The sequence below is a fragment of the Propionivibrio sp. genome (assembly GCF_041441355.1).
Lineage (GTDB): Bacteria > Pseudomonadota > Gammaproteobacteria > Burkholderiales > Rhodocyclaceae > Propionivibrio.
Genome location: NZ_JASDTF010000016.1, coordinates 72,653 through 88,313 on the forward strand (window position 1 = coordinate 72,653; position 15,661 = coordinate 88,313).

The window sequence follows — 15,661 nt, forward strand, 5'->3', positions numbered from 1 at the left end:
TGCTTTTCTACAGGGTCGCGCTGCGGTCGCCCTGGGCGAAGCCGAGCAAGGTGTCCTCGATGCCCTTGCCGAGCGCCATGACCTTGAACAGTTCGCCCATCTCGCTCGGGCCGAGCAGCTTTTGCGCCGAGGCGGCGAGCGGCAGGTAGTGCGCGCGGTCCTCGTAGGGCGTGCGTGCCAGCACCTCGGTCAGGCCACAGTTGAGGAGGAAGACGCCTTGCGTCGTGTAGCCGAGGAAGTCGAGCCCGGCCGCGTGCCCGGCTTCGACGACGGCGGTGAAGTCCACGTGCGCGGTGATGTCCTGCAAGCCCGGCAGGTAGAAGGGATCGGCGTGGGCGCGGTGACGGTAGTGGCACATCAGGGTGCCTTCGCTGCGTTGCGGATGGTAGAACTCGTGCCGGGGAAAACCGTAGTCGATCAGCAGCAGGGCGCCATGGCCGAGGATGGGCGCCCAGGCGGCGGTCCAGTCGCCTGCGGCGAGGCCGATCTCGCTCAGGTAGCCGGTGGGCAGTTCGGTTTCGGCGGCGAGCTGCTGCGCGCGTTCGAGCAGCCGTCCGCTGGCCGGTCGGTCGCGCCAGACGAAACGTTCGCTTTCGACGCTCACCCCGCGCTCGAAGACCGCCTCCGGCGCTTCCTCAGCCCCCCAGACGACAAGGTGTACCGGCAAGGCGTCGAGCAACTCGTTGGCCAGCACCAGTCCGTCGAAACGCTCGGGCAGGCGGTCGAGCCAGCGGACGCGCGGCACCAGGTGCGGCGCGCGTTCGGTCAGCGTCGCCTGTTGGCGGGCGCGCAGTTCGCCCGAGAGATCGAGGATGGCGTAGCTCTCGGGCAGCGCCGCGCGTGCTTCGAGTTCAAGGAGCAGATCGGCAGCGAGCTGGCCCGAGCCGGCGCCAACCTCGACGATGTGCGGCGCGCTGAGGGCCATGATCTGCGCCGTCTGTGCGGCCAGCGTCTGGGCGAAGAGCGGCGAGAGTTCGGGCGCGGTGACGAAGTCGCCGGCAGCGCCGAACTTGTGTGTGCCGCCGGCGTAGTAGCCGAGGCCGGGGGTGTACAGCGCGCGTTCCATGAAGCGCGCGAATGACAGCCAGCCGCCGGCAGCGTCGATTTCAGCGGCGATCAGCCGGCACAGTGCAGCGCTGGCAGCCTGGGCGTCGGGAGAGGGCAGGGGCAGGGCGGTCATGGGGTGGTGAGGCGACAAAAGGGCGATTGTCGCACGGGGAGTGCTAGCCATTTGCCGATCCTGCCGTTTGGTTTTGCCGGTGCGAAGAATCTATAGTGAAACTGCCGGATCGGCAGAATTGCCGGAAGGAGGCGATGATGGGAAAAGCACATGAATCGAGCAAGGCGGTAAAAAAAGTCCCGATGATGACGCCCAAGGAAAAGAAAGCCGCGAAACGGGCCAAGAAAAGCCATCGCGGCAATCCACCCTTCCTAGATCTACATCACGAGAGTTGAGCGTTCCGAACCATGCGAAAAGGCCGATGCCGGAATATGGCATCGGCCTTTTTATCGGCTCCGCGCCCGGGGTCAGCGTCCTGAACCTAACGGGACAGGATCAGTGCCGTGCCGATGACGGTGATCGCAGCGCCGCACCACGCGCCTTTGGCCGGAACGCGACGCAGTCGCAGCCAGAGCAGAGGCAGCAGCAGGATGGGCGTGACCGAGGACAGAATCGCGACCATGCCCACGTCGCCCCGTTTGAGCGCCAGCAACAGGAGCGTCATGCCGAGCGCCACGCTGACCAGCCCGCTGAGACCGGTTTGGATCAGCACGGGTAGGGTGGGGCGGCGGACGGGCTGAGCCACCTTGACCCCGAACCACAGCAGGCAGAAGTGGGCGGCGCAGGCCACGGAAACGCGTATGGCCGACGCTTCGACCGGGTCCATGCCGTCGGCCATGGCGGGTTTGGCGACCAGGGTGCCGAGGGCCTGGCCCAGCGCCGCGACGAGGCCCAGCACGATGCCGATGCCAGGATGCCCCTGGTTGGTCTCCCAAGCGTGGTTGTCGGTTTTTCGCTGGCCGAAAAGGATGGCAATCATCACCCCTGAAATCGTCAGGGCCGCGCCGGCCAGGGCCTGGGCCGACATGCGTTCGCCGAAGACGGCAAAGCCGAGCAGTGCGCTGAAGATGGCGTGGGTGGCGAAAAGGATGCCTGCGCGCCGCGGCCCGAGCCGGTTCATGGCCGAGAACAAGGCGGTGTCGCCAATGAAGATGCCGATCAGGCCGCTGAGGGCCATCGTGCCGAAGTGGGTGAACGAGGGCGTCTGAACGCCGTTCAAGACCAGGGTCGTCGCCCACAGCATCGCTGCGACCAGGAGCATGCGCCAGCGCGTGTAGGAAAAAGCCCCCAGATGACGCGAGGCTTCGACCGACAGCAGGCTGCCGAACGCCCAGCACGCGGCGGCGGCGAGTGCGAAGACGTCGTAGGGCATGGGCAAGGTCTGCGGTGCCGGGTCAGCGCCGTCCGACCGCCCATTTTCCGGCGCCGCCGAGGGCCGAGGCGGCGGCGACAAGGAGCAGGAAAAGGCCGTGCAGATTGCCGAAGACGGGCGCCCCGTGCCACCAGCCGGAAACGAGCGGCCAGCCGATGATCAGGGTCAGGCCGAAGCTTGCCAGCGGCATCCACAGCCCGAGCAGCATGAACACGCCGCACAGCATTTCGGCCAGATGCAGTCCCCAGTGAACGGCGAGGGCCTGCGTCGTCGGCAGGCGGGCGTGCAGCAAGGGCATCAGTCCGGCCAGGAAGGCCATGCCGCCGACGGCGAGGCGGAGAAGAAAGAGGGACCAGTCGGTGCGTACTTTGGAAGCCATGGCGCGGTATGTTGTTTGAATTGTTTGGATGCGTGGGGCGGAGTATAGCCTGTGCCCGGCGCTCAGGCTTCCTGCAAATGGCCGCGTCCGGCGTGTTTGGCCGCATAGAGTGCGCGGTCGGCACGGCGACGAAAGGTGGTCAGGTTGGTGTCGTCGGGGCTGCGGCAGGCGAGGCCGGCGCTGAAATCGAGGGCGAAGCCGAGGTCGGCGCGCGAGCACGCGGCCAGGGCCGCACGCAAACGCCGGTCGAAGCTGTGCGCAGCGTCCGGGCGGGCCATCTGGAGCAGGACGCAGAATTCTTCGCCGCCCAGGCGCGCGGCGATGTCGCTCGCGCGCAACTGCGACTGCAGCAAGCGGCCGAAGAGGCGCAGGGCGCGGTCGCCGGCGTCGTGGCCACGGGTGTCGTTGATCTGCTTGAAGTGGTCGAGGTCGAAGGTCAGCAGGGCCAGCGGCTGCTCGTAGCGCTGCGCCGAAGCGAACAGGCGTTCGCCCTGGTCGTTCCAGCCCTGGCGGTTGAGGACGCCGGTGAGCGGGTCGATCAACACCATTTCGCGCAACTGCTGCTCGGCCTCTTCGCGCCAGGCGACGAGGACGGCGACGTTGCTGAGCACCATGGTGACGTTGGCGAGGAGGAAAAGAAGGGTGTTGATCGGGTGTGGTGTCGTGAAACTCGGGTAGGTGCTGGCAAACAGGGTGATGAAAACCGCGTGCGTGAAGACGAGGGCGGTGATGACCGCGAAACAGAGGCCGAGGACGTGTCGCCAAGGGCCGACGCGGCGCGTGGGGAAGCGGGTGGCCAGGGTGAGCAGGGCGACCTGTGCGGCGATCAGAACATAGGCCCAACTGACCCGGGCAGCGTAGTACTCGAACAGCAGGGCGTAACCGATCGGCGCGACGACGACCAGGCCCAGCAACAGGCGGCGTCCGCGACGGGGGCCGAGCCAGGCGCCGAGGGCGCGGTAGATCAGCCAGTTGCTGGTGCTGTAGGCGGCCATCGCCAGCGTCGAGAGCAGGAGCCCGGCCCAGGGCGGGACGTGTTGCTTGGCGAGGATGATGGCGGTCCAGGCAACGGCCTGGACGATCAGCGAACGGCGCGCGTCGCGTGCCGCCGGGCTGAGGCGACGTCCCATGATGACGGGCAGCAGCACGGCGAGCACGAGCAGATTGACGACGTTGACGACGAGCAGGGTGTACGGGTCGAGCGGCAGGGCGGGCACGGGCGGACGTCCTCAGTGCGTCCGGCTCGCGGCGCGCAACTGGCGCGGCGAAAAGCCGGTGACCAGCGCGGTGCCGGTGAGCACGGCGATGCCGCCGGCGAGCGTGTGCCAGCCGATCGGTTCGCCGAGGAAGAGGGCGCCCCAAAGGATGCCGAAGACCGGGATCAGGTAGGTGACGGTCAGCGCCGGAACGGCACCGAGCTCAGCGATCAAGCGGTAATACATGAGGATGGCGACGCCGCTGCAGACGATGCCCAGCGCGGCGACTGAGAGCAGCACCGTGGCGTCGGGCAGGGCCGGCGGCAAGGGCGCACCGGCAGCGAAGGGCAACAGCAGGAGGGTCGCTGCGCTCATGCTGCCGAGCGCGTTGCTGTGGGGCGGCACGTCGTGCAGCGACTTGGCGTAGAGCGAGGCCAGCGCATAGCAGGCCGAGGCGCCGGCGGCGACCGCGATGGCCAGGCCGCCGCCGGGCGGCAGGGTCAGGGATTCGACGCCGGCGAGCAGGCTCACGCCGGCGATGCCCAGCAGCAGGCCGCCCACGGTGCGCGGGGCGAACCCGCTGCGCGTCCAGAGCGCGGAGAAGAGTGCAGCCCACAGCGGCGCGGTGGCGTTGAGCACGGCAAGCAGGCCCGCCGATGCGGTTTTGGCGGCGAAGGCGAAGAGGGTGAACGGTACGGCGGCGTTGAGCAGACCGAGGACCAGGAAGTGGCGCGCGTGCTGCCGCAAGGCGAATGGCTGCCGGGTGATGAGGACCACGCCAGCGAGAAACAGGGCGGCGAGGCCGACGCGCAGGACGACGAGTACGGTCGGCGACAGGACTGGCGCCGCCAGGCGCATGAACAGGAAGGAGCCGCCCCAGATGGCCGAAAGGGTAATCAGGCGGAAGGCGTTGGCAAGGCTCATGGTGACGGAGGGCGTGCGAGATCGAGCACGCTCAGACCGCCGTAGGCGAAGGCAAGTTGCGTCCACTCGTCTACGGGCAGGGCACGCCAGCGGCCGACGAGGGCACGCAACATGCCGGCATGACTGACGACCGCCGCGTGCGCATGGCCGCCGGCCTCCAGGACATCGGCAAAGGCGTGGGCGCGGATCTGGAGCGCGGCGACCGATTCGCCGCCGGGCGGCGCGTAGCCAAGCACGTCGGCGGCCCAGGCGTCGATCTCGGGACGGGCGATGGCGTCCCAGCGTTGTCCTTCCCAGGCGCCGAAGTCGATCTCACGCAGGCGGTCGTCGAGGCGCAGGTCGGCCTCGAGCGCTTGCGCCAGGGCTTCGGCGAGCCGGCGGGCGCGGCGCAACGGGCTGCTGAAGATGAGCGTTCCGGGGGGGATCAGCGGGTGCAGCGCCGCGGCGTAAGGGGCCGGGTCGGCGCAGTCGAGGTCGAGGCGACCGTAGCAAATTCCGGCCTCGACGCAGGGCGGCGGGTGGCGGATCAGGAAAACCTGCACAGCAGCCCGGCGTAAAAGGCGACTTCGGCGAATTGTTGCACGGCCCCCAGGCAGTCGCCGGTGTAGCCGCCGATGCGGCGCTTGAACATGCGCGCCAGCCATACGGTGGCGAGCGCCGCGAAGGCGACGCCGAGCAGCATCTGCCCGGGCGGCAGAAGCAGCATCGGGACCAGCGCGGTGAGGGCGGCGAAGACGAGAGCGCCTTTGCTGATGCGGGTGGCGAGCGGTTTGGCCTTGCCTTCGTCGCGCACGTAGTCGAGGGTGTAGAGGAGCGAGGTCGAGCACAGGCGTGAGAAAGCGTGTCCGGCGATCAACACCACCGGCAACAGCGTGGGCTCGATCTCGATCAGGGCGAAGAACTTGGCGAGCAGGATCAGGACCAGGGCGATGGCGCCGAAGCTGCCGATGCGCGAATCCTTCATGATGGTCAGGATCTGCGCCTTCTCCCAGCCGCCGCCGAAACCGTCGACGGTGTCGCCCCAGCCGTCCTCGTGGAAGGCGCCCGTGACGTACAGGGTGGCGGCCATCGAGGCCAGAATGGCCAGGGTTTTCGGCCAGATGAAGAAAAACAGCCCGAAGACCAGGGCGCCGAGGCCGCCGACGATCAGCCCGACGGCCGGAAAATAGCGCGCGGAACGTTCGAGGGCCGCGCTGTCGTGGCCGACCCAATCGGGCACCGGCAGCCGCGTGAAGAAGCGGATGGCGCCGAGGAAGTGTTCGAGTTCAGAGCGGGGCTGGGGCACGGCGGGGTCCTTGTCGATGGGCGCCGGGCGCGCGAGCGCGCCCGGGCAGGCGGGAAGCTTACAACTTTTCGGCCACGCCGGCCGATTCGAAACTTGCCATCTCGTTGAGGAAGCCCGCCGCAGCCTTGACGAGCGGCCAGGCCAATGCAGCGCCGGTGCCTTCGCCGAGGCGCAGGCCGAGGTCGAGCAGCGGGTCGGCGCCGAGCGCGTCGAGTTGGGCGAGGTGGCCCGGTTCGGCCGAACGGTGGCAGAAAATGCAGTAGTCGACGACTTCCGGCGCGAGGCGCGAGGCCGCGAGCAGGGCCGAAGTGACGATGAAGCCGTCGACCAGCAGGATCATGCCGCGTTCGGCGGCGCCGAGCATGGCGCCGGCCATGGTGACGATCTCGAAGCCGCCGAATTCGGCCAGCACGCGCTCGGCCGGGGCGTTTGCAGGCAGCGCGGCGCGCGCCACGGCCTGCGTCAGCAGTTCGCGCTTGCGGGTCAGGCCGGCGTCGTCGAGGCCGGTGCCGCGCCCGATGCAGTCGATGAGCGGGGTGCCGGTCAGGGCGTGGGTGATGAGCGACGCCGAGGCAGTGTTGCCAATGCCCATTTCGCCGAAGCCGACGACGTTGCAGCCGGCGTCGGCCCGTTCGTGCGCCAGTGCCTGGCCGCGGGCGAGTGCGGCGGCGCAGGCCTCGGCGCTCATCGCCGGTTCGACGACGTAGTTGGCGGTGCCCGGGCCCTGCTTGGCGTCGACCAGACCGTCGCGAACGCCGAAATCGTGTGCCACGCCGCAGTCGATGACCTGGATCGAAAGGCCGTTGTGACGGGCGAAGACGTTGATCGCAGCGCCGCCGGCGAGGAAGTTCTCGACCATCTGCCAGGTGACGTCCTGCGGGAAGGCCGAGACGCCTACCTTGGCCGCGCCATGGTCGCCGGCGAAGACGAGGATGTGCGGCTGAGTCAGCGTCGGCGTCAGCGTCTGCTGCATGCGCCCCAGGCGCAGGGCGACCTGCTCGAGCTGGCCGAGCGCGCCGAGCGGCTTGGTCTTGTGGTCGATCTTGCGTTGCAGGGCGGGAACGATGGCCGTGTCCGGCGCGGCGATGGAAAAGTCAGGAAGGTGGGCGGTCATGGCGGTGGGCAAAAAGGAAAATTATACGCCCGGCCTCCCGTGATAATCTTGTGGCATGAAGGAATTGATCGTCGGTGGCGCCCGTTCGGGCAAGAGCACCTTGGCCGAGCGGCGGGCGCTGGAGAGTGGCCTGCCGGTGACGTACATCGCCACCGCGCAAGCGCTGGACGGCGAAATGACGCGCCGCATCGCGCTGCACCGGGCGCGCCGGCCGGCGTCCTGGGGCTTGCTCGAGGCGCCGCTGGCGTTGCCGGCGGCGATCCGCGAACACGCCGCGCCCGGGCATTGCCTGCTCGTCGATTGCCTGACGCTGTGGCTGTCGAACCTGCTCTTCGCGGGCGATGCGGCGCGCCAGGCCGAGGCCGGCGAGGCCGTCGACTGCCCGCTGCTGACGGCGCAGACACAGGCGCTCGTCGAGACGCTGACGGCGGCGCCCGGGGAGATTTTGCTGGTGTCGAACGAGGTCGGTTGGGGCGTTGTGCCCATGCACCCGGTGTCGCGCCTGTTCGCCGACGAGCAGGGGCGGCTCAACCAGCGCGTGGCGGCGGTGTGCGAACGGGTGACACTCGTCGCTGCCGGGCAGCCGCTGCGCTTGAAGGCTTGAAGCGAAGGTCGGGAACGGAAGGCAGTCCAACGTCTGAACGGAGGTTGAACATGTATTCACGGATCATGGTGGCCATCGACAGCGATTCCGCGCAGGGGCCGGCATTGGCGGCGGCGGTGGAATTGGCCCGCATGTGCGGCGCGCGGCTGGCGGTGTGTCATGCGCTCGACGAGACGATTTTTGCGACGCGGACGGCCGAGGTGCTGTTGCCGGGCAGCGTCGGTCAGGCCGGACGTCAGCTCGCCGACGGTGCGCTGGCCTTCCTCGAGGCCGCAGCCAACGAGGCGCGCGCGGCGGGCATTGACGTCGACGTGCGACTGGTCCGGTCGGAACGTGCGCACGCCGCCGAGATGATCGCGGCGGCGGCGGCCGAGTGGCGGGCCGATCTGCTGGTGGCTGCGGCGCACAACCGGCGCGGCATCGAGCGCCTGTTCGTCGGCAGTTTCGCCGAACAACTGGTGCGCAAGGTCGGTGCTTCGCTGTTGCTGGTGCGCGGCACGTGATGCGAAAGTCATCTGAAAACTGTTTTTTGATGGAGCAAGGCATTGACGACGAAGGTGTTTTTAGGTAGTTTGAAACGATGTTCCATTTTTGTTCGCCGCGGCCTTCGGCCCGGCGTCCAGTGCCGATGAAGACGACGACGAAAAAGCCTGCCGCCAAGGCGCGCAGCAAGACCCCGGCGGTGCCTCTGGTCAGCGCTGCGGTGCGCGTCCTGGCCGTTCTCGATCAGCTGTCGCGACAGCGCGCCGTCGGTCTGGAGGATTTGTCGCGTCAGCTCAAGCTGGCCAAGCCCACGGTCTACCGCTTCCTGCTTACCTTGCAGGAGCTCGGGTATGCGCGGCGCGTCGACGGCGAGCGCTGGGCGATGTCGATGAAGCTGTTCAACATGGGATCGCGTGCCCTTGATCACCTCGACCTGCATGCCGCGGCACGGCCGGTGGCGGAGGCCCTGGCCGACGAACTCGGCGAGACCGTGCACATGGGCGTGCTCGATGGCGACTCGGCGGTCTATGTGCTCAAGATTGAATCGAAGTACACCATCCGCATGTATTCACGCGTCGGCCGGCGCATGCCTTTGTACTGCACGGCGATCGGCAAGGTGCTGCTGGCCTGGATGACGCCCGAGGAGCGCGACGAGGCGCTGGAAGGCGTGCGTCTGGTGGCGTTCAACGAACGTACGCTGACCACCCGTGCGGCGCTTGAGGCCGAAGTGGCGCAAGTGCGGACGCTGGGGTACGCGGTCGACAACGAAGAACGCGAGGAAAACGTGCATTGCATCGGCGCGCCGGTGTTCGACTACACCGGTGCGGTGGTGGCGGCGATTTCGGTGTCCTGGCCGACCTTCCGTTTCACGCCCGGCGAGGAGAGCGAGAAAATCGCCCACACCATGGCCGCGGCGGCGCGCATTTCCGCCATCCTCGGCTACGAGCCTGCGGCGGCAGGCTGAGCCTCGAGACGCAGCCCCGGCGGCTCAAGACAGGCGGCGCCTTTACGGCGCCGTTTTTCCGTCTTTGAAGTGAAAATGGAACAATGTTCCAAAATACTTGAGCGGTGCCCGGACATGGTGTAGATTGCGTCTGTTGCCGTCGTCGAAGACGGCTTTGTCTTCAGGATGGGGTTTGCCATGAGCACTTGCTTCTTCCCCGATGCCGAACTGGCGCTGGAGTGCGTCGAGCCCGGCCTGATCGAGCGCAAGATCCGCGCCTGTGGCGGTTCGCTGATGATGGTCGAGGTGGTCTTTGCTGCCGGCGGCGTCGGCGCGCTGCACAGTCACCCGCATGAGCAGGTGACCTACTGCCTGTCGGGCGTTTTCGAATTCACCATTGCCGGCGAGACGCGTCTCGTGCGCGCCGGCGACTCGCTCTACGTTCCCGGCGGCGCCGAACATGGCACCCGCTGCCTGGAGGGCGGGCACCTGCTCGACGTCTTCACGCCGCAGCGCGAGGACTTTCTCAAGAACACCACGGAGGACGCATGAAACTCGAAACCCGCTACGCGCACCATCCCGAGGACGTCAAAGGCTACGACACCGAGGCCCTGCGCCGGCATTTTCTCGTCGAACAGGTCTTCGCCATCGGCGAGATCAATCTGGTCTATAGCCATGTCGACCGCGTCGTCTTCGGCGGTGCGATGCCCACCGTCGAAGCGCTCGAACTCAAGGGCGGCAAGGCCTTTGGTGGTGACGTCTTCCTCGCCCGGCGCGAACTGGGGGTGGTGAATGTCGGCCCCGCGGGGCGGGTGACCGTCGACGGCGAGACCTTCCCGTTGGCCTCGGGAGACGGGCTTTATGTCGGCATGGGCGCGCGTTCGGTGCGTTTCGAAAGTGACGAGGCTTCGCGCCCGGCGCGCTTCTACCTGATGAGCAGCCCGGCGCACGCCAGCTACCCGACGGTGCGCATCACCCGTGCCCAGGCGAACCCGCGCCGTCTCGGCGCGCCCGAGACCTGCAACGTGCGCACCATCTACCAGTACGTGCATCCGGCCGTGTGCCAGAGCTGCCAGCTGGTGATGGGCGTCACCGAACTCGAGCCGGGCAGCGTCTGGAACACCTACCCGCCGCACACCCACGAGCGGCGCATGGAAGTTTACTTCTACTTCAACATGGCGCCGGCGACGCGCGTTTTCCACCTGCACGGGCAGCCGTCGGAGACCCGCCACATCGTCGTTGGCAACGAACAGGCTGTCATTTCGCCCTCGTGGTCGATCCACTCCGGCGTCGGTTCCGGGGCCTATGCCTTCATCTGGGGCATGGCCGGCGAGAACCAGACCTTCGACGACATGGACACCCTCGGCCCCAACGATTTGCGCTGAACCGTCGCGCTCCAACGAACACGCTTATTCAAAAGGAATGACCATGGCAGGAATTCTCGATGCATTCAGGCTCGACGGCAAAATCGCCGTCGTCACCGGTTCGGAACGCGGTCTCGGTCGCGGCATGGCGGTCGCGCTGGCGCAGGCCGGTGCCGACGTGCTCGGCGTCACCTACGCCGCAGCGGCGCCGGAAACCGCAGCGGCGATCGCCGCCGCCGGTCGGCGCTACGTGCATGTCCAGGCCGACCTTTCCAGCCTTGAGCCGATGCAGCGCGTCATTGACGCCGCCCTGGCTGCTTACGGGCGGATCGACATCCTGGTGAACAACGCCGGCATCATCACCCGCAACGACTCGGTCGATTTCACCGAGAAGGAGTGGGACGACGTCATGAACATCAACATCAAGGCTGCCTTTTTCATGTGTCAGGCGGTGGGGCGCCAGTTTATCGCCCAGGGCGGTGGCGGCAAGATCGTGAACATCGCCTCGATGCTCTCCTTCCAGGGGGGCATCCGCGTGCCATCCTACACCGCCTCGAAGAGCGGCATCAAAGGCATCACCATGCTGCTGGCCAACGAATGGGCCAAGCACGGGATCAACGTGAACGCCATTGCCCCGGGCTATATGGCGACCGACAACACCACCGCGCTGCGGGCCGACGAAGCGCGCAACGCCGCGATCCTCGACCGTATCCCGGCCGGGCGCTGGGGCACGCCGGAAGATCTGGGCGGCGCCGTCGTCTTCTTGTCGTCGGCTGCGGCCGACTACATCAACGGCTACACGCTGGCCGTCGACGGCGGCTGGCTGGCGCGTTAAGCCGCAGTTTTTTCGCCCGGTGGGCGCCCGGCGCCGCCGGGCGCGATGAATCACGAGGATGGGAGCGAAGCGATGAAACCTTTCATGAATGCCGATTTCCTGCTGCCCGACGCGAGCTCGCAGCGCCTGTACCACGAGCACGCGGCGCACATGCCGATCATCGACTACCACTGTCACCTGCCGCCGGCCGACATCGCCGGCGACCACGGTTTCCGCAACCTGGCGCACGCCTGGCTGGCGGGCGACCACTACAAGTGGCGGGCGATGCGTGCCAACGGTGTGCCCGAGTCCGAGATCACCGGGCATGAGCCCGATTACGCGACCTTCCTCGCGTGGGCGAAAACCGTCCCGGCGCTGATCGGTAACCCGCTCTACCATTGGACGCACCTCGAACTGCAGCGTTATTTCGGCATCGACACCGTGCTCTCGGAGAAGACCGCGCCGATGATCTGGGAGGTGTGTAACGCCCAGCTGGCGACGCCCGAGTTCGGCGCCCGGCGCCTGCTGATGCGCATGAACGTGCGCGCCGTCGGCACCACCGACGATCCGGCCGACACGCTGGAGCATCACCTGGCCTACGCTGCCAAACGGCAGCCGGGCGAACCGGTGATGGTGCCGAGCTTCCGTCCCGACAAGGCCATCGCCGTCGACGATCCGCTGGCCTGGCAGGGCTACATCGCCCGCCTTTCGGCCACCGCCGACGTGGCCATCGACAGCTATGCCAGCCTCATTGCCGCGCTCGACAAGCGGCATGCTTTCTTCCACGAACTCGGTTGCCGCGCTTCGGACCACGGCATCGTCGGTCCCTTCGCGCGTTTTGTCGGCGACGCCGAGTTGCAGGCCGCCTTCGCCCGCCTGCAGGCCGGACAGGCGCTCGACGCCGAGGCGGCGGAAGCCTTCCGCACAGGGGTGATGCTCGAAGTCGGCCGCATGAACGCGCGCCGTGGCTGGGCGATGCAACTGCACCTCGCGGCGATCCGCAACTTGAACAGCCGCATGTTCGCGCGCCTGGGGCCGGACACCGGTTATGACGCGGCGACTGACGGCGCCATCGCGCCCAAGCTCGCGGCCTTCCTCGACGCGCTCGAACGCGACGGCCTGCTGCCCAAGACCATCCTCTACTCGCTCAACCCGAACGACATGGAGGTGCTGGCGACGGTGATGGGCTGCTTCCAGGACGGCAGCGTTCCGGGCAAGCTGCAGCTCGGCTCGGCCTGGTGGTTCAACGATCACATCGACGGCATGCGTCGGCAGATGGTCACCCTGGGCAATATCGGCCTGCTGGCGCGTTTCGTCGGCATGCTCACCGATTCGCGCAGCTTCCTCTCCTTCCCGCGTCACGAGTACTTCCGCCGCATCCTGTGCGCGCTGGTCGGCGGCTGGATCGAGGCCGGTGAGGTGCCGGCCGACTTCGAGACCTTCGGCCGGATGATCGAGGACATCTGCTTCAACAACGCCCAGGCTTACTTCGCCATCCCCGGCGTGGAGCGCTGATCGAGTTTGCAGGCCAGACCACATGCTTACCGCCCGCTACGGCGGGCGGCGCGTAGTCTGCACTTGCCGCGTGTCGCCACCCCCTATCGGCGGCACGCGGCGTTTTTTTGCCTGGAGATCAGCGTTTACGGGGCGGGCAGGGCGCCGAGCTCGCGCAAGGCGGCGCGGACGATGGCTTCGCGTTTGGGCGCATCGGCGATGCCGCCGGGCATGTCCAGGTTGAGCGCGAAGAACACCGGTCCTTCGGGACGCTCGACCCAGCCGACCCACCAGCCGACCGATTCACCGTTGCGGTTGAACCAGCCGGTCTTGGCCCGCAGGATGAAATCGCGGCCTGCCTCGACGACCATCAAATCCTTGACCAGGCGTTGGTGCGCGAGCTCGAACGGCAGGCGGTTGCGGTACAGGCGCTCGAGAAAGTCGATTTGTTCGTGCGCCGAAACGCGCAGGCTGCCGTCGAGCCAGAAGTCGTCGACGCGCGCACCGATCGTGCGGTTGCCGTAGTCGAGGTGGGCGAGGGCGGCGCGTTCGGCGGTCTCGCCGATCTTGCGGGCGAGGTCCTGATAGACCCAGACGACCGAATGGCGCATCGCCGAACGCAAGTCCTGGTCGCGGTTCCAGGCCGGGGCGCCGTGCCGGCGGCCGTCCCAGATGATGCGCGAAAACTCGTCGGCGACGGCGTGCTGTTCGAGCGCGATGAGGGTGTGCGGAAGCTTGAAGGTCGAGGCCGGCGCGTAGCGCGTCGCCGCGCGTTCGGGGGCGTAGACCTGGCGCGGCGCGTCGGGGCTGCGCTGATCGAGGATGAGCAGCGTGCCTTGCGCCGACTCGCGGGCAAAGTGCTGGGACCAGTCCGGGCGGACGATTTCGGTCGGAGCGGCCAGACCGAGCAGCGGCGCGGCGGCGATAAACAGCGCCAGAACGGCTTGGCGGGTAGGGGGCATAACGGGTGCAGCAGTGACAAAGGCGGAATTATCGCCTGCCGAGGCCCTTAACCCAAGCCGAAGCGTAAAAAAAGGACACCCCGCGGGGTGTCCTGGTGACAAGCTGCACGCCGTTTTTTAAAGGTAACCGAGCACCTGCCACCAGACGGCGCCGACGACGACCATGATCAGGATGTTGATCACGCTCATCACGAAGCCGGCGAACCACCACTCGTTGAGCGTCGTGTAGCCCGAGCCGAAGATGATCGGCGCAGTGCCCGTCGCGTAGTGGGTCAGCGACATGTTGAGCGAGGACGAGAACGAGAGCAGCAGCCCGAGCAGCAGGGGCGGCGCGCCGAGCGCGACGCCGGCGGCGAAGAAGGCGGCGAACATCGCGGTGACGTGTGCCGTGGTGCTGGCGAAGAAGTAGTGGGCGTAGAAGTAGACCAGCACCAGCAGCGCCGTCGACGCCATCCAGCCAAAGCCCATGCCGCTGATCCCGAGCTCCATGCTCTTCGAGAACCAGCCGATGACCCCGAGCTTGCCGAGGAAGGTTGCCATCATCACCAGCGCCGCGAACCACATCAGCGTGTCCCAGGCGCTCTTGGCCTTGAGGATGTCCTCCCATTCGAGCACGCCGGTCAGCAGCAGGATGGCCAGGCCGAGGATGGCGGTGGTCGTCGGATTGACGGCATAGGCCTTGCCGAGCAGCCACTCGGGCACGCCGGCCCACAGGCAGAGCATGCCCAGCAGCACGCCGATGGTGATCTTCTCGGTCAGCTTCATCGGCCCGAGCTTGCCGAGCTCGGCCTCGGCCATCTCGCGCGCGGCCGGCGTTTCCTTGATCTCGGGCGGGTAGAGGTAGTAGAGGATGAGCGGCATGAGCAGCAGCATCACCGCGCAGGGCAGCAGCGCGGCGAGCGCCCACTGGCCCCAGGTGATCTGGATGTTCAGGTTGGTCGCCTTGGCGATCAGTTCGACGCACAGCGGGTTGGGCGCGGTGGCGGTGATGAACATCGTCGAGGTGATCGGGTTGGCCTGGTAGTTCACCAGCGCCAGATAACGCCCGATGCGGCCCTGGGTGCCTTTCTCCGGCGCGGAACCGAAGCTGTCGGCGACCGAGCGCATGATCGGGTGGATGATGCCGCCGCCGCGCGCGGTGTTGCTCGGCGTCACCGGGGCGATGACCAGCTCGGCGGCGACCAGGCCGTAGGCGACCCCCAGCGTGCGTTTACCGAAGAGCTTGATGAAGTAGTAGCCGATGCGGGTGCCGAGGCCGGTCTTGTTGAGCGAGAGCGAGACCAGGACGGCGATGACGATCAGCCAGATCAGGGAATTGGAAAAGCCGCTCAGCGCGTCATTGAGCGCGTTGGCCGATTTGCCCGGGCTGGTGACGCCGGTGATGGCGACCAGGGCGATGGCGACGACTGAGATCGAACCGATCGGCATCGCCTTGCCGATGATCGCGGCGATGGTCCCGATGAACAGCGCCAGAAGTTGCCAGGCGTTGGGCTTGACGCCCTCGGGCACCGGGATGACGAACCAGATGAGCAGGGTCAGGCCGATCGCAATCGCGCTCGGCAGTGGTCTGGGCAGAACCAGATTGTGTTGCATGAACTCCCTCCAAAAGCGTTGGTACTCCAAATGGAAAAACTGAGCGTGTCGTTCTTTTTTGGCGTGCAGCTTGA

18 protein-coding genes are annotated in these 15,661 nt (G+C 67.2%); 8 read left to right on the forward strand and 10 right to left on the reverse strand.

All coding sequences use genetic code 11. From position 1 onward, the window contains the following. Positions 1–7 precede the first annotated feature (7 nt). Complete coding sequence (locus QMB55_RS04895; RefSeq protein WP_497587554.1) at positions 8–1,180, reverse strand: class I SAM-dependent methyltransferase; 1,173 nt, start codon at positions 1,178–1,180, stop codon at positions 8–10. Positions 1,181–1,275: 95 nt separating this feature from the next. Between QMB55_RS04895 and QMB55_RS04900 the strand changes: the two genes are divergently transcribed. Next, entirely contained in the window at positions 1,276–1,455 is a 180-nt protein-coding gene (locus QMB55_RS04900; RefSeq protein ID WP_497587555.1) for a hypothetical protein, read from the forward strand. 86 nt (positions 1,456–1,541) lie between these two features. Here QMB55_RS04900 and QMB55_RS04905 read toward each other — a convergent pair whose 3' ends face one another. The 7 genes from QMB55_RS04905 to cobT all read right to left on the reverse strand — a co-directional run bounded on the left by QMB55_RS04905 (position 1,542) and on the right by cobT (position 7,330). Continuing rightward, positions 1,542–2,432 (reverse strand): DMT family transporter, encoded by an 891-nt coding sequence (locus QMB55_RS04905; protein WP_497587556.1) that lies wholly within the window; start codon positions 2,430–2,432, stop codon positions 1,542–1,544. Positions 2,433–2,454: 22 nt separating this feature from the next. After that, positions 2,455–2,811, reverse strand: coding sequence for a hypothetical protein (locus tag QMB55_RS04910; RefSeq protein ID WP_497587557.1), 357 nt, complete (start codon positions 2,809–2,811; stop codon positions 2,455–2,457). 62 nt (positions 2,812–2,873) lie between these two features. After that, positions 2,874–4,028 (reverse strand): GGDEF domain-containing protein, encoded by a 1,155-nt coding sequence (locus QMB55_RS04915; protein WP_497587558.1) that lies wholly within the window; start codon positions 4,026–4,028, stop codon positions 2,874–2,876. 12 nt (positions 4,029–4,040) lie between these two features. Beyond that, positions 4,041–4,931, reverse strand: a complete 891-nt coding sequence (locus QMB55_RS04920; protein WP_497587559.1) for a DMT family transporter — start codon at positions 4,929–4,931, stop codon at positions 4,041–4,043. Further along, positions 4,928–5,473 (reverse strand): histidine phosphatase family protein, encoded by a 546-nt coding sequence (locus QMB55_RS04925; protein ID WP_497587560.1) that lies wholly within the window; start codon positions 5,471–5,473, stop codon positions 4,928–4,930. The genes QMB55_RS04920 and QMB55_RS04925 overlap by 4 nt, the downstream gene beginning before the upstream one ends. Next, a complete protein-coding gene (locus QMB55_RS04930; protein ID WP_497587561.1) occupies positions 5,458–6,216 on the reverse strand; it encodes an adenosylcobinamide-GDP ribazoletransferase in 759 nt (252 codons plus the stop codon). Before QMB55_RS04930 ends, QMB55_RS04925 begins: the two co-directional genes overlap by 16 nt. 58 nt (positions 6,217–6,274) lie before the next feature. Beyond that, complete coding sequence (gene cobT / locus QMB55_RS04935) at positions 6,275–7,330, reverse strand: nicotinate-nucleotide--dimethylbenzimidazole phosphoribosyltransferase (RefSeq protein ID WP_497587562.1); 1,056 nt, start codon at positions 7,328–7,330, stop codon at positions 6,275–6,277. A gap of 55 nt (positions 7,331–7,385) precedes the next feature. Between cobT and cobU the strand changes: the two genes are divergently transcribed. The 7 genes from cobU (at position 7,386) to uxaC (ending at position 13,053) form a co-directional block, all read left to right on the forward strand. Then, positions 7,386–7,934, forward strand: coding sequence for a bifunctional adenosylcobinamide kinase/adenosylcobinamide-phosphate guanylyltransferase (gene cobU / locus QMB55_RS04940; RefSeq protein ID WP_497587563.1), 549 nt, complete (start codon positions 7,386–7,388; stop codon positions 7,932–7,934). A gap of 50 nt (positions 7,935–7,984) precedes the next feature. Further along, positions 7,985–8,437 carry a universal stress protein gene (locus QMB55_RS04945; protein WP_497587564.1) on the forward strand — a complete coding sequence of 151 codons (453 nt, stop codon included), beginning with the start codon at positions 7,985–7,987 and terminating at the stop codon, positions 8,435–8,437. A 125-nt stretch (positions 8,438–8,562) separates the two neighbouring features. Continuing rightward, on the forward strand, positions 8,563–9,381 hold the full coding sequence (locus QMB55_RS04950; RefSeq protein ID WP_497587565.1) for an IclR family transcriptional regulator domain-containing protein: 819 nt from the start codon (positions 8,563–8,565) through the stop codon (positions 9,379–9,381). A gap of 177 nt (positions 9,382–9,558) precedes the next feature. Further along, positions 9,559–9,912, forward strand: a complete 354-nt coding sequence (locus QMB55_RS04955; RefSeq protein ID WP_497587566.1) for a cupin domain-containing protein — start codon at positions 9,559–9,561, stop codon at positions 9,910–9,912. Then, a complete protein-coding gene (gene kduI / locus QMB55_RS04960) occupies positions 9,909–10,745 on the forward strand; it encodes a 5-dehydro-4-deoxy-D-glucuronate isomerase (protein ID WP_497587567.1) in 837 nt (278 codons plus the stop codon). The genes QMB55_RS04955 and kduI overlap by 4 nt, the downstream gene beginning before the upstream one ends. 43 nt (positions 10,746–10,788) lie before the next feature. Beyond that, positions 10,789–11,559 carry a 2-dehydro-3-deoxy-D-gluconate 5-dehydrogenase KduD gene (kduD, locus tag QMB55_RS04965; protein ID WP_497587568.1) on the forward strand — a complete coding sequence of 257 codons (771 nt, stop codon included), beginning with the start codon at positions 10,789–10,791 and terminating at the stop codon, positions 11,557–11,559. A gap of 72 nt (positions 11,560–11,631) precedes the next feature. Then, positions 11,632–13,053 carry a glucuronate isomerase gene (gene uxaC, locus QMB55_RS04970; RefSeq protein WP_497587569.1) on the forward strand — a complete coding sequence of 474 codons (1,422 nt, stop codon included), beginning with the start codon at positions 11,632–11,634 and terminating at the stop codon, positions 13,051–13,053. Positions 13,054–13,178: 125 nt separating this feature from the next. Here uxaC and blaOXA read toward each other — a convergent pair whose 3' ends face one another. Both blaOXA and QMB55_RS04980 read right to left on the reverse strand, forming a co-directional pair. Next, the gene (gene blaOXA / locus QMB55_RS04975; RefSeq protein WP_497587570.1) at positions 13,179–13,994 is read right to left on the reverse strand and encodes a class D beta-lactamase; all 816 of its coding nucleotides are present in this window, start codon (positions 13,992–13,994) and stop codon (positions 13,179–13,181) included. Positions 13,995–14,111: 117 nt separating this feature from the next. Then, on the reverse strand, positions 14,112–15,587 hold the full coding sequence (locus QMB55_RS04980) for a DASS family sodium-coupled anion symporter (protein ID WP_497587571.1): 1,476 nt from the start codon (positions 15,585–15,587) through the stop codon (positions 14,112–14,114). Positions 15,588–15,661 lie beyond the last annotated feature (74 nt).